The organism is Methylobacterium sp. J-059 (genome assembly GCF_022829485.1).
GTDB lineage: Bacteria > Pseudomonadota > Alphaproteobacteria > Rhizobiales > Beijerinckiaceae > Methylobacterium.
The window spans coordinates 38,502-52,002 of sequence record NZ_JAKSYA010000102.1; the positions used below are offsets into that span (position 1 = coordinate 38,502).

Sequence of the window (13,501 nt, forward strand, 5' to 3'; positions counted from 1 at the left end):
GCCATGACGACAGCCGCACGATCCAAGAGCCCAAGCCTGCCTCTGCGGGACGCCGAGCGCGCCAGGCGCATCGCGGCCGTGGCGGCAACCGCGTTGCGGCTCGAGCTCGACACCTACCCCAAGCCCGGCCTCGTCAGCCGCGTCGACAGCGGCAGCCATGCCGACATGGACGCCGCCACCTTCGCGGCGAGCACGGCGGCGATCGAGCCCTACCTCGCCGACCTCGCCGCCGCCGGCGCCCAGGAGGCGACGATGCCGGCGCTGCGCCGCATCGGCATCGCGGCCGAGGCGGCGATGCGCGCGGCGACCGGGGGCGTGAACACCCATCGCGGCGCGATCTTCGGCCTCGGGCTGCTCTGCGCGGCCGCCGGGTCGTTCACCGGCGAGACGATCCCCGCCGGCGGGCTCGGCGGCCGGATCCGCCAACGCTACGGCGACGCCATCCTCGACGGCCCGGTCCTGCTGCGCGCCCCCGGAGCCGAGGCCCGGCGCCGCCACGGGGTCGGCGGCGCGCCGCACGAGGCGGCCTCCGGCTTCCCCCACCTCTACGGGGTCGGCCTACCGGCCCTCGACCGCGGCCGGCGCCTGCGGCCGGACGATCCGGAGGCGGCGCGTGTCGAGGCCTGCCTCGCGCTCATCGCCACTTTGGAGGACACGAACCTGCTGCATCGCGGCGGCGAGGCCGGCTACGCCTTCGCCCGCGACGCCGCCGCCGGCTTCATCACGGCCGGCGGCGTCGGCCGGTCGGATTGGCGCGCCGCGGCGGAGGACCTCCACCGCGCCTTCGTCGCGCGCAACCTCAGCCCCGGCGGCGCGGCCGACCTGCTGGCGATGACGCTGTTCGTGGACGCGATCGAGGCGCCGTGCCCATGACGCTGGCGATCCTCTGCTCGGGGCAGGGCGCCCAGCATCCCGGAATGTTCGATCTCACCGCCGACCTGCCGGCGGCGCAGGCCGTGTTCACCGCGGCGCGGCCGCTGCTCGGGGCCGACCCGCGCGACCTCGCACGCGCCGGCGGCGAGGCCCTGAATGAGAACCGCACCGGGCAGATCCTGTGCTGCGTCGCGGCGCTCGCCGCCTGGACCCTCGTCTCGGAGGCGGCGCCCGGCCGCCGGATCGTCGCCGGCTACAGCATCGGCGACTTGGCCGCCTGGGGCTGCGCCGGACGCTTCTCGGCCGAGACCGTGCTGGCGCTCGCCGCGGCCCGAGCCGAGGCGATGGATGCCGCCTCCGGCTCGGGGTACGGCCTCGCCGGCATCCGCGGCCTGCCGCAGGCGCGGGTCGCGGCGATGGCGACCGCGCAGGGCTGCCACCTCGCGATCCGGAACGCGCCCGACAGCGTCGTGATCGGCGGAGCGGTCGGCGGATTGGAGGCCGTCCGCCGCGACGCCCTCGCGGCCGGCGCGCAGCGCGCGGTGCTGCTTCCGGTGCGGACGCCGTCGCACACCCCGCTCCTCGCGGACGCCGCCGCCCGCTTCCGCGAAACCCTGCGCGAGGCTCTTCCTGACAAGCCGGCGCGCACGGCGCCCCGTCTGGTCAGCGGGCTCGACGGCAGCACCGTGTTCGATGCCGCGGCCGGGCTCGACAAGCTCGCGCGCCAGATCGCCACCACGATCGATTGGGCGGCCTGCCTCGACGCCTGCCGGGAATACGGCGCCACCACCGTGCTCGAGCTCGGCCCCGGCCACGCGCTCGCGACGATGGCCGCCGCGGCGCTCCCCGACGCGCGGGTGCGGGCGCTGGAGGATTTCCGTTCCGCGGCGGGCGTGACGGAGTGGCTCTCGGCCTAGGGAACGCTGCGCCCGAAGCGCTCTCCCTCCCCCCGCGGAGGGGGGGAGGGGGGACGTGAAGCTGGGCGCCGGAGCGTTCAGTGGGCCCGGCAGCCCGGTGCCCGGCGGGCCAGCGCGCCCGAACCCGTCATGAATCGAGGGCGTCGGCCTCGTCGATGTCGAGGAGGAAGACGATGTCGGCTTCGTCCTCGTCGTCCTCGCCCTCTTCGGTGGTGGCGTCGTTGGCGGCGGCGTGGCGCGGATCGTCCTCGAAGTCGCCCTCGCCGTCGTCCTCCGCCAGCGCGTCCTCGAAGATCTCGATCTCGTCCTCGCTGGCGGCGCGGATCTTGAGCTCCGAGGTGCCGTTCCAGAGCGGCGCGCCGTCGCTCGTCATCTTCTGGATGTCTTCCTTGAAGCCGTCGCAGGTGAAGAGGTCGCGCGCGGTCTCCTCGTCGCCGTTGATGACCGCCACGGCTTTGCCCTCGATCTCGAGCGTGAACATCGCTGACTTCCCTCTGGTTACCGTGGTTGCGGAAGGCCCCGCATCCGGGCCGTTCGCGCCTGCGCCGCAAGAAAGCTCTGGAACTTCCGCGCACCGCTCTCAATCCGGTCGCGGGGATGCTGTAGGGGGGAACGGTACACCCGCCAACCCCGAATTATCGCGCCGTCCGAGCCCTCCGCGGTCCGCCTCCTGCTTGGACCCGGCGACGGCATGGCGTGGCCGGCGCCGGCCCAGGAAAGAAGGATCATCCCGGATGCGGATCAGGCTCGGCTGCGAGATGCGCTACGCCTTCCCCTATCCCGTGCCGATGGTGGTGATGCTCAACCTGCATCCCTCCTGCGCCGACGCCCTCGAGGCCCCCGATGCGATCGTCACCCATCCCGAGGTGCCGGTCGAGACGTACCGGGACAGCTTCGGCAACCTGTGCGGTCGCCTGATCGCGCCGGCCGGCGCGTTCACCATCGGCACCGACGGGGTCGTCGCCGACGACGGGTTGCCCGATCCCGCCGAGCGGGACGCCGAGCAGCACCGCGTCGAGGACCTGCCGGCCGAGACCCTGCTGTTCCTGCTGCCGAGCCGCTACTGCGAATCCGACCTGCTCGCCGACGAGGCCTGGCGGCTGTTCGGCGACGTGCCGCCCGGCTGGGCCAGGGTGCAGGCGGTGTGCGACTTCGTCCACGCCCACCTCGCCTTCGGCTACGAGTTCGCCCACCGCGACCGCACCGCGCTCGACGCCTACCAGGGCGGGCGCGGGGTCTGCCGCGACTTCACCCATCTCGCGGTGGCGTTCTGCCGGGCGCTGAACCTGCCGACCCGTTACTGCACCGGCTACATCAGCTTCATCGGCGAGCCCGAGCCGCATCCGGCGGGCGATTTCTGCGCCTGGATGGAGGTCTATCTCGGTGGGCGCTGGCACGTGTTCGACCCGCGCAACAACGCGCCGCGCATCGGCCGGGTGATGGTCGCCTACGGGCGCGACGCCGCCGACGTGCCGCTGACCCACACCTTCGGCCCGAACCCGCTGGTCGGCTTCCGGGTCTGGGCCGACGCCGTCGCGGTGATCGACCACCTCGACGCGGGGGCCGCCGAGGAGCCGGAGGAGCCGCTGCCGCCGCAGACCATGACGACCCGGATGGGGTGAGGAGCGTTCATTCTTGGTCGTATGGGTCGGGACCCATGAGGCCCGGCGGACGCCCGCCGCCCCGCGGTCGCGGGGGCCGGATCACGATCCGGGCTCAGGCCCCGCTGCCGCCGCGCGAGATCGCGCGCTTGACCACGCCCTGCACCTCGGGGTTCGAGAGGAACAGGTCGTGGTTGATCAGGCCGCCGCCGTAATCCGAGGCGTCGGCGACGCGCACGCCCAGCGCCTCCAGGCGGTCGCGGTCGGCGGCGCCGGCGCGCACGACGCCGCCGGCGATGGCGCCGGAGAGCTCGAGCGCGCGGTCGTTGGTCGACGAGATCACCGTGATCTTGTGCACGTCCGCGCCGAGCTTGGCGACGCTGCCCGTGAACAGGTCGATGTCGATGTCGGGGGCGGCGAGCACCACGGCACCGATCCGATTCATCGCCGCGTCGCCGGCCTCGGCGCGCAGCATCCGCAGGGTCTCCAGCGTCAGCAGCGTGCCCATCGAGTGGGCGACGATGTTGATCCTGCCCGCGCTCTGGGTCGCCGCGAGGGCCTTCAGCAGGTCCTCGAACGCGTCGCGCGACCACAGCGCGCTCTCGCGGTCGTAGCCGTAATCGAAGGTCGCGGCGGCCGACGGCCAGGTGAACAGGCCGGAGACGCCGCGGAAGCGGATGCCGTCCGAGAGCCGGGCCGCGCTGACGGCGGCCGACTCGAACGATTCGCGGTAGCCGTGGACGTAGATCAGCACGTCGCGGCCGAGGGCGGCCTCCGCGAAGGCGTTGGCCGCGCCGGGGCCGGTCTCGACCTTCGGCACCGCGCCGATGGTCCAGTCGCCGGAGATCACCGACGAGACCTTGCCGAGCAGCGACCGGTCGGGCGGGGACAGCCGCACCTCGGCGAAGCTCAGGCCGCGTCCGCGCTCGGCGTTGAAGTAGGGGGGCTTGGGCGGGCTGCCGACGGGCTTGCGCGTGGTGGCGACGAGCAGGACCGGCATCACGTCGAGGGCCGACTGCCTCTCGGGCAGCGCGACCGTCCCGGTCGAGAGGCTGTCCGTGACGCAGCCCCCGAGGGACGGCGCCAGCACGGCGGCCCCCCCGAGGGCACCGAGACGGACGAAGGCGCGGCGGGTCGGAGGCTGGCGCAGCATGATCTCGGGTCTGTCCGGCACGAGGGGAGACGGCGATGTGTCCGGCTCCGAGACCTAGCCTGTGCCGCAGGATCATGACCATGGCAGGGCGTAAGCGTGACCGTTCGTCCGGTGGATTGCGGGCATCCGGCGCGGCGGCCGGGAGCCTCCTCCTGAACGGCGGCGGCATACGGCGGTCGGAAGGGCAGGGGGATGCCTCACGATTGGAAAAGGACCCGCCGTGTTCACAGCGCGAAACCCTTTCGATCGCCAGATCGTCACCGGCGCGTCGCGCGATCGGCCTGGCCACCACCGCCTCCGTCCTGTCCGGCACCGGCGGCGCTGATGCCGGGATCGCGATCGGCGCGGGCCGACCCGGTCCGTGCCCCTCGACGAACGCCGCCCGCCCCGGCATGAAGGGCGGATGACGCCTCCTTCCCTCGACATCGATGCGCTCCGCACGCGGCTGCTCGCCGGCGACCGGGCCGCGCTCGCCCGCGCCATCACCCTTGCCGAGTCGAAGCGGGCCGATCACCGGGCGCTGGCGCGGGACCTGATCGACGCGGTTCTGCCGCAGACCGGGCAGGCGATCCGCGTCGGCATCACCGGGGTGCCCGGGGTCGGCAAGTCGACGACGATCGACGCGCTCGGCGCCAACCTGACGGCCGCCGGCCACAAGGTGGCGGTGCTGGCGGTCGACCCGTCCTCGACGCGCACCGGCGGCTCGATCCTCGGCGACAAGACCCGGATGGCCCGCCTCGCCCTCGATCCCAACGCCTTCATCCGTCCGTCGCCCTCGTCGGGTACGCTCGGCGGCGTCGCGGCCAAGACCCGCGAGACCATGCTGCTGTGCGAGGCGGCCGGGTTCGACGTAATCCTGGTCGAGACGGTGGGCGTCGGCCAGTCCGAGACGGCGGTGGCGGACCTGACCGACTTCTTCCTGGTGCTGATGCTGCCGGGTGCCGGCGACGAGCTGCAGGGCATCAAGAAGGGCATCCTCGAGCTCGCCGACATGATCGCGGTCAACAAGGCCGACGACGGCGAGGCGGAGCGGCGCGCGAACGCCGCGGCCGGCGAGTACCGCGCGGCGCTCCACATCCTGACGCCGGCCTCCGCCACCTGGACGCCGCCGGTGGTCACCATCTCGGGCTTCCACAACCTGCGCCTCGACGCGATGTGGGACCGCGTCGTCGACCACCGCCAGAAGCTCACCGCCACCGGCGAGATCGCGAGGAAGCGCCGCGAGCAGGACGTGAAGTGGATGTGGGCGCTCGTCCACGAGCGTCTGCACCAGCGCCTCGTCGGCACGCCGGAGGTGCGCAAGCAGACGGCGGAGGCGGAAGGCCGCGTCGCGCAGGGCGAAGCCTCGCCGGCCGCGGGCGCGGCCGCCATCGCCGAGCTGATCGGGCTTTGAGCCTGGCGGCTTCCAGCGGATCGCCGGTTCTTCTGATCACCGGGTTCGGCCCGTTTCCCGGCATGCCGCGCAACCCGAGCGCGGCGCTGGCGCGCCGCCTCGAAAGGTCGAGCCGCCTCAGGTCGGCCCTCGGTCGCGCCCTGCGGGTGCGGGTGCTGGACACCACCTACGACGCGATCGGCACGCAGCTCGTGCCGACGCTGGCGCAGGCGCCCGCGGCGGTGCTGATGCTCGGCGTCGCCTCGCGGGCCAAGCGCATCCGCGTGGAGGCGCGGGCCTGCAACCGGGCGAGCCGGTTCTACCCCGATGCGTCGGGGCGCCCGTCCGCCCACCTCACCCTCGATCCGGACGGACCGCCGGCCCGCCGTGCCTTCGTCGCGCCCCAGGCCCTGGCGATCCTGCGCCGGCACGGGCTGGCGGCGGGGCGCTCGCGCGATGCCTGGCGCTACCTCTGCAACGCCAGCTACTTCCGCGCCCTGGCCGAGCCCTGCCCGGTGCTGTTCGTCCACATCCCGCCGGCGGCAGCGGTGAGGCGGCCCCGCGACGCGGCGCGCCCGCGGCACGGCCGACCCGATCCCGCGGCGCAGGCGCGGGCGCTCACGGAGGTGGCCTTGTTCCTTTGCGTTCGGGGACGGGCGGCCGCCTCGAAGCGGTGATGCTGCTTCGAATGTCTCACGTCGCCGCCGCGTCGCTCACCCCAGATCCTGCAGGTGCCGCGCCGCGATCACCGAGGCGGCGGTGCGGTTCTCGACGCCGAGCTTGGCGTAGATGCCCTCCAGGTGCTTCGTCACCGTGCGCGGGCTCAGCCCCAGGATCTCGCCGATGTCGCGGCTCGACTTGCCGCGCGAGAGCCAGAGCAGCACCTCCGCCTCGCGGCCGGTGACGCGAAGCCGATCGCGCAGGCGGTCCAGGCCCGCGGCGGTGTCGTCGCGCGAGAGGCGCAGCAGGATCTCGTCGCCGGTCCGGCCGATGAAGCTGAGGACGTGGGCGCGGCCCTCGCGGTCGCGCAGGCTCAAGGGCGCCGCCGCGCCGCCGTCCAGGGCGTCGCGCAGCCAGGCGCGGCTCGTCGCCGGCAGGGCGAGCGACGCGCCGGGATCGGCCGCGAGGTCGGCGAGCAGGCGCGCGGCCTGCGGCGTGCACCAGGCCACCGCGCCGGCCGCGTCCACGGCGAACAGCGTGCGGCCCGCGGTGTCGAGGGCCGCACGCGCGCTCTGGGCGGCGCGGGCGCTCGCCAGGTGGACGCGGATGCGGGCGAGGATCTCGTCCGGCGCGATCGGCTTGGTCACGTAGTCGACGCCGCCGGCGCCCAACCCCTTCACGATGTGCTCGGTCTCGGTGAGCCCGGTCATGAAGATCACCGGCACGTGCGCGACCTGCGGCTTCGCCTTGAGGCGGCGGCAGGTCTCGAACCCGTCCATGCCCGGCATCATCGCGTCGAGCAGGATCACGTCGGGGGTGATCTCGTCGACCAGCGCCAGGGCGAGGTCGCCCGCCACCGCCACGAGCACGGTGGCCCCGGAGCGCTCGATCGCCTCGGTGAGGAAGCTCAGGGTGTCGGGGGAATCGTCGACGACGAGGACGATGTCGCGCTGCGGCTCAGGCATCCGAGGCGAGGCCTTCCCGATCCACCGTCCGCTCCACGGCCTGCTCGGACATCTCCTGGAGGATGCGCAGGTAGCGCCGCATGTCGAAATCCGCCACGAGGCCGCGCATCTCCGCCACGAAGGCGCCCGGCACGCGCGCATCCTGCGCCATCTCGGCGAGCTTGGCCTCGATGCCGCGGATGTGACCGATCCGGCCGAGGCGCAGCAGGTCGCCGACCTGCTCCGGCGACGGCCCGGCGGTCGCCTCCGGCGGCGGCGTGCCCGGGGCCGGCGGCGGCTCGGGCTCGGGTTCCTGCGTGCCCGTCCATTCCAGGCCGAGCAGCTGCGTGATCCGCTCGAGGAAGTCGCGCAGGTCGAAGGGCTTCGCGATGATCGCGTCGTGCGGGGCGTCGTCGCCGCGGATCGGGCTGATCTCGTGGACGTTGGCCGACATCATCGCGATCCGCCCGGAAAACCCGGTCTCGCGCAGCCGCTTGGCGACCGCCCAGCCCGAGAGCCCCGGCATCGCGATGTCGAGGAGCAGCAGGTCGGGCCGATCCGCCTGCGCCGCGGCGAGGCATGCCGCCCCGTCGGCGGCCTCGATCACGACGAGGCCCTCCGGCTCGAGGATCTCGCGCATCAGCGCGCGGTGGCCGGCATCGTCGTCGGCGACCAGCACCGTCCGCCGGGCGCCGCCGTAGGCCCGGGCCGGGACGGCCAGCGGAAGCGGCGTCGGCGCGGGGCGCGAGACCGAGGCCAGCATCAGGCGGAAGCGGAAGGCGGTGCCGCGGCCGAGCTCGCTCGTCACCGAGATCTCGCCGCCCATCACCTGCGCCAGCAGGTTGGCGATGGTGAGCCCGAGCCCGGTCCCCGGCGTGCCGGCGGCGGCCGGCGTCGCGCCGCGCTCGAACGGCTCGAAGATCCGCTCGAGGTCGGCCTCGGGGATGCCGGGCCCGGTGTCGCGGATCGTGAACACCGCCACCTGGCTGCGGTAGCTGAGGTCGAGCGCGACGTGGCCGCTCTGCGTGAACTTGATCGCGTTCGAGAGCAGGTTGAGCAGCACCTGCCGCAGGCGCTTCTCGTCGGTGGCGACCACCGCGGGCAGGATCTCGGGCCGGGTGAAGCGGAAGTCGAGGCCCGCGGCCTGCGCCTGCAGCCGCACCATGTCGACGATCTGGTCGAGCACGTCGGCGATGCGGATCTCGTCGCGGTGGATCTGCAGGCGGCCCGCCTCCATCCGCGAGATGTCGAGGAGGCCGTCGATCAGGCCCGACAGGTGCTGCGCGCTGCGCCGGATCACCCGGATGCCGTTCTGGCGCGCGGGCGGGATCGCGACGTCGCCTTCGAGCAGCTGGGCGTAGCCGAGCACCGCGCTGAGCGGCGTGCGCAGCTCGTGGCTGATGCCGACGACGTAGCGGCTCTTGGCGAGGTTGGCGGCTTCCGCCGTCTCCTTGGCCGCCTGGAGCTTGGCGTCGGTGACCTTGTGCGCCTCGATCTCGGCCTCGAGCAGCGCGGTCTGGCGCCGGGTCTCGGCCTGCGCGACGCGGCGGCTCTCGTGGGCCAGCACGAACAGCCAGGCGACGACGCCGAGGATGACGATCAGGATGAAGAACACGCTGGTCAGCGCCGCCCGCAACGCCGCGCGGTGCTCGGGATGCTCCAGCGTCGCCCCGGCATGGACGATGCCGAGGATCAGGCCGACCACGGCGACCAGCGTCAGCATCAGGGCGAGGTAGCGCCCGAGCGGCGCGCCGATCCAGGCCGCGGTGCGTGCCGGCACGATCCGGCCGAGCGCGCCTTGCGCCTGCGCCTCCAGCTTGCCGTGCGGCTTGCACAGGTCTCCGCAGCGGGCGTCGAGCGAGCAGCACAGCGAGCAGATCGGCCCGTCATAGGCCGGGCAATGGGCCATGTCCTCGCCCTCGAACGGCAGCTCGCAGACCCGGCAGACGATCTCGGAGTCCCCCCAGTCGGCCTTCGGCGTCCGGGCGAGGTAGTAGCGCCCGCCCGTCCCCCAGGCGATCAGCGGCGCCGCCGCGAACGCGACGCCGAGCGCCAGCAGCGGCGCGAACGGTTGCAGGGCGTGCCCGAGCAGGCCGGCATGGGCGAGGTAGCCGGCGAGCAGCGCCAGCGTCATCGCCCCGGTGCCCACCGGGTTGACGGCGTAGAGGTGCGCGCGCTTGAACTCGATGCCGGGCGGCGACAGGCCGAGCGGCTTGTTGACCGCGAGATCCGACGCCAGCGCCCCGACCCAGGCCGAGACCACGACCGCGTAGAGCGGCAGCGTGCTGGCGATGGTCTTGTCGATGCCGAGCTCCATCAAGAGCAGCGCGATGGCGACGTTGAACACCAGCCACACGACGCGGCCGGGATGGCTGTGGGTGAGCCGCGAGAAGAAGTTCGACCACGCGATCGAGCCGGCATAGGCGTTGGTCAGGTTGATCTTGAGCTGCGAGACCACGACGAAGCCGGTCATCAGGAGCAGCGCGGCCTCCCGCGAGGGCGTGACGTAGCCGAAGGCGACCGCGTACATCCGCGTGGGCTCGGCGGCGTTCTCCGGCGCGACGCCGTGCGCCATCGCCAGCACCGCGAGGAAGGCGCCGAGCAGGATCTTGAGCATCCCCGGCACGATCCAGCCGGCGCCGGCCGCCAGCACCGCCGCCCACCAGCGCCGGTCGATCCGCCCCGCCTGCCGCCCCTTCGCCTCCGGCACGAAGCGCAGGAAGTCGACCTGCTCGCCGACCTGCGCCAGCAGCGCCAGCAGCACGCCGACGGCGAGGCCGAAGCGGGCCGCGTCGAGCCCGGTGCCCGCGCCCGGGGCGAGGCCGGGGAAGGCGAGCAGCGCCGCGAGCGGCGCGTCGCCCTTCCAGGCGATGCAGGCCAGCGGCAGCAGGTTGAGGCCGATCCACAAGGGTTGGGTCCCGATCTGGAACCGGCTGATCAGGCGGATGCCGTAGACGACGAGCGGGATCACGATCGCGGCGCAGGCAAGATAGCCGATCCACAGCGGCAGGCCGAAGCAGAGCTGCAGCGCCAAGGCCATGATCGCGGCTTCGATGGCGAAGAACAGGAACGTGAAGCTCGCATAGATCAGCGAGGTCACGGTCGAGCCGAGATAGCCGAAGCCGGCCCCGCGGGTGAGCAGGTCCATGTCGACGCCGTAGCGGGCGGCGTAGATCGTGATCGGCGCGGCGGTGGCGAAGATCAGCACGCCGACGACGAGGACGGCGGCCAGCGTGTTGGGGAAGCCGGTGGCCAGGACAAGCGTGCCGCCGATCGCCTCCAGCGCCAGGAACGAGAGCGAGCCGAGCGCCGTCTGCGCCACCTGGAACGCGGACCAGCGCCGCGCCTTCTTGGCGGTGAAGCGCAGCGCGTAATCCTCCAGCGTCTCGTCGGCGACGAGGCGGTTGTAGTCCCGGCGGATCGGGATGATGTGCTGGCGCCCGCTCATGGCGTGGTGGTCGGTCCCGAATCGTCCCCGGACGGCGTGGCCCGCGGACCGTGCGGCATCGATAGGCCGGATCGGCGCAGGATACGCAAAAATCGTGCGCCGCCCGCGCGGCTCGCGGGGGGGCGACAGCATTGAATTCGCGGGACCGCGACGGCATATCGCCACCGCATCCGCGCCCCGGGTCCTGCGGGATCGGGCGCCGCGCGGACCTGTCCTGATGCGCTGCCCGACGACGAACCGACGTCCACTTCGTCCGGCGGCGCCTTGTGAAGTGGAGCGACGAACGTGAGCGAGACGGTGGAGCGGCACGAATTCGGTGCCGAAGTCGGGCGGCTGCTGGATCTCGTGGTCCACGCCCTCTATTCCGACCGCGAGATCTTCCTGCGGGAGCTGGTGGCCAACGCCGCCGACGCGATGGACCGCCGCCGGTTCGAGGCGCTGACCTCGGCGGCGAGCGCGCTGCCCGCCGACGCGAAGGTGCGGATCACCCCCGACAAGCCGGCGCGCACGCTCACGGTCTCGGATGCCGGCATCGGCATGAGCAAGGAGGACCTCGCCTCCAACCTCGGCACCATCGCGCGCTCGGGCACGCGGGCCTTCTCGCAGACGCTGGCGGAGGCCAAGCCCGACGAGAAGCCGAGCCTGATCGGCCAGTTCGGCGTCGGCTTCTACTCGGCCTTCATGGTCGCCGACCGGGTTACCGTCACCTCGCGCCGCGCGGGCACCGACGAGGCCTGGACCTGGGCCTCGGAGGGCCAGGGCAGCTACACGCTCGAGCCGGCGACCCGCGAGGAACCCGGCACCACGATCGTGATGCACCTGAAGGAGGACGCCGACGAGTACCTGGAGAGCTACCGGCTCGACCACCTCGTGCGCAAATGGGCCGACTTCATCACCGTGCCGATCGCCATCGTCGAGGACGGCAAGGAGGAATCGGCCAACCAGGGCACCGCGCTCTGGCGCAAGCCCAAATCCGAGATCACGCCGGAGCAGTACGAGGAGTTCTACCGCTCGGTCGGGATGAACTTCGACAAGCCGTGGGCGACGCTGCACTGGCGCGCCGAGGGCGCGCTCGAGTTCTCGGCGCTGCTGTTCGTGCCCGGGATGAAGCCGTTCCAGGCGGTCGAGGGCGAGCGCGAGAGCAAGGTTCGCCTGCATGTCCGGCGCATGTTCATCACCGACGACGCCAAGCTGCTGCCGTCCTGGCTGCGCTTCGTGCAGGGCGTGGTCGACACCGAGGACCTGCCGCTCAACGTCTCGCGCGAGATGCTGCAGACCACGCCGGCGCTGGCCAAGATCCGCCGCGCCGTCACCGGCCGGGTGCTCTCCGAGCTGACGAGCCGGGCCAAGGACGCCGAGGGCTACCAGGCCTTCTGGGAGAATTTCGGGCCGGTGGTGAAGGAGGGCATCTACGAGGACCACGAGCGCCGGGCCGAGATCGCGCCGCTGCTGCGCTTCAAGTCCTCCGCGGTCGAGGGCTGGACCGGGCTCGCCGACTACGTCGCCCGGATGAAGGACGGCCAGGAGGCGATTTACTACCTCGTCGCCGACGACGCCGACGCGCTCGCGCGCTCGCCCCAGCTCGAAGGCTTCCGCGCCCGCGGCCTCGAGGTGCTGCTGCTCTCCGACCACGTCGACGCGTTCTGGCCCGAGCAGCTCGCGCGCTTCGAGGAGAAGCCGCTGCGCTCGGTGACGCAGGGCGCCCTCGACCTCTCGAAGTTCGCCGGCGACGGCGAGGCTGCCGAGCCCCCGGCCGGGATCGAGGGCCTCGTCGCGAAGATCAAGGCGGCCTTGTCCGAGGACGTCTCGGACGTGCGCGCCACCGACCGCCTCGTCGACAGCGCGGTGGTGCTGGCCGCCGGCGGCAGCGGCCCCGACCTCCAGATGCAGCGCCTGCTGCGCCGGGCGGGCCGCGCCGCCGGCGGCGGCAAGCCGATCCTGGAGATCAACCCGCGCCACCCGCTGATCCGCGCGCTGGCCGAAGGCCCGGAGGTCGCCATCGCCCCGGCCGCCGGCACCCTCCTCGACCTCGCCCGCATCCAGGACGGCGACACCCCGCGCGACCCGGTCGCCTTCGCCCAGGTCGTCGCGGCGGCGCTCGCCGCGAAAGCCTGAGGCGCACGGCGACCTTCGCCGGCGACGACGATCGAAAGATCGCATTCCGGCTTGTGATCCGGCGGTGCTTCATGCTAGGCACCGCCGGTCTCGACGAGGCACCTCGCGGAGAGGTGGCAGAGCGGTTGATTGTACCGCACTCGAAATGCGGCATGGGTGCAAGCCCATCGGGGGTTCGAATCCCCCCCTCTCCGCCAAATCACCCCTAAGCCATTGTGATGACGGCATCTTCTTGATGCCGTGGGCTTTCAGCGCGCTCCTGCTACGAAGGAGTGCTACGAAGCCAGAGGCAGATGGTGGGTCTCGTCCAGCGTCGGGGCATCTTCTATGTCCGTCGCACCATCCCGGATGCGCTGCGCGCCGACATGCCGGCCGTGCTCGGAACGGCGGGGTCTGGCATCTTCGACGAAAGCGCGCC

General features: G+C 72.8%; 11 protein-coding genes and 1 tRNA gene. 8 read left to right on the forward strand and 4 right to left on the reverse strand.

Translation table 11 applies throughout. The features are described 5' to 3' along the window. Positions 1-3: 3 nt before the first annotated feature. Both mdcB and MKK55_RS12425 read left to right on the forward strand, forming a co-directional pair. A complete protein-coding gene (gene mdcB / locus MKK55_RS12420) occupies positions 4-873 on the forward strand; it encodes a triphosphoribosyl-dephospho-CoA synthase MdcB (RefSeq protein WP_243934976.1) in 870 nt (289 codons plus the stop codon). Beyond that, positions 870-1,790: an acyltransferase domain-containing protein gene (locus MKK55_RS12425; RefSeq protein WP_243934978.1), complete on the forward strand. Its 921-nt coding sequence runs from the start codon at positions 870-872 to the stop codon at positions 1,788-1,790. The genes mdcB and MKK55_RS12425 overlap by 4 nt, the downstream gene beginning before the upstream one ends. Positions 1,791-1,917: 127 nt before the next feature. Here the strand turns inward: MKK55_RS12425 and MKK55_RS12430 are convergent, their stop codons facing one another. Further along, the gene (locus MKK55_RS12430) at positions 1,918-2,271 is read right to left on the reverse strand and encodes a hypothetical protein (protein WP_147728881.1); all 354 of its coding nucleotides are present in this window, start codon (positions 2,269-2,271) and stop codon (positions 1,918-1,920) included. 253 nt (positions 2,272-2,524) lie between these two features. On the opposite strand from MKK55_RS12430, the gene MKK55_RS12435 reads away from it, so the two are divergent. Then, a complete protein-coding gene (locus MKK55_RS12435; protein ID WP_243934980.1) occupies positions 2,525-3,412 on the forward strand; it encodes a transglutaminase-like domain-containing protein in 888 nt (295 codons plus the stop codon). Positions 3,413-3,506: 94 nt separating this feature from the next. Here the strand turns inward: MKK55_RS12435 and MKK55_RS12440 are convergent, their stop codons facing one another. Further along, on the reverse strand, positions 3,507-4,544 hold the full coding sequence (locus MKK55_RS12440) for an alpha/beta hydrolase (RefSeq protein WP_147728879.1): 1,038 nt from the start codon (positions 4,542-4,544) through the stop codon (positions 3,507-3,509). An 80-nt stretch (positions 4,545-4,624) separates the two neighbouring features. Here MKK55_RS12440 and MKK55_RS12445 point away from each other — a divergent pair, with 80 nt between their 5' ends. The 3 genes from MKK55_RS12445 to MKK55_RS12455 are packed head-to-tail and all read left to right on the forward strand — an operon-like array spanning position 4,625 to position 6,593. Beyond that, entirely contained in the window at positions 4,625-4,951 is a 327-nt protein-coding gene (locus MKK55_RS12445; protein WP_243934983.1) for a hypothetical protein, read from the forward strand. Further along, positions 4,948-5,937: a methylmalonyl Co-A mutase-associated GTPase MeaB gene (gene meaB / locus MKK55_RS12450; RefSeq protein ID WP_147843398.1), complete on the forward strand. Its 990-nt coding sequence runs from the start codon at positions 4,948-4,950 to the stop codon at positions 5,935-5,937. The genes MKK55_RS12445 and meaB overlap by 4 nt, the downstream gene beginning before the upstream one ends. Next, entirely contained in the window at positions 5,934-6,593 is a 660-nt protein-coding gene (locus tag MKK55_RS12455; RefSeq protein WP_243934985.1) for a peptidase C15, read from the forward strand. Before meaB ends, MKK55_RS12455 begins: the two co-directional genes overlap by 4 nt. 36 nt (positions 6,594-6,629) lie before the next feature. Here the strand turns inward: MKK55_RS12455 and MKK55_RS12460 are convergent, their stop codons facing one another. Further along, positions 6,630-7,541 carry a response regulator transcription factor gene (locus tag MKK55_RS12460; protein ID WP_243934987.1) on the reverse strand — a complete coding sequence of 304 codons (912 nt, stop codon included), beginning with the start codon at positions 7,539-7,541 and terminating at the stop codon, positions 6,630-6,632. Then, complete coding sequence (locus MKK55_RS12465) at positions 7,534-10,968, reverse strand: ATP-binding protein (protein ID WP_243934989.1); 3,435 nt, start codon at positions 10,966-10,968, stop codon at positions 7,534-7,536. Before MKK55_RS12465 ends, MKK55_RS12460 begins: the two co-directional genes overlap by 8 nt. Before the next feature lie 285 nt (positions 10,969-11,253). Here MKK55_RS12465 and htpG point away from each other — a divergent pair, with 285 nt between their 5' ends. Both htpG and MKK55_RS12475 read left to right on the forward strand, forming a co-directional pair. Then, the gene (htpG, locus tag MKK55_RS12470) at positions 11,254-13,083 is read left to right on the forward strand and encodes a molecular chaperone HtpG (protein WP_243934990.1); all 1,830 of its coding nucleotides are present in this window, start codon (positions 11,254-11,256) and stop codon (positions 13,081-13,083) included. A gap of 107 nt (positions 13,084-13,190) precedes the next feature. Continuing rightward, positions 13,191-13,280: transfer RNA gene (locus MKK55_RS12475), tRNA-Ser, on the forward strand. Positions 13,281-13,501 lie beyond the last annotated feature (221 nt).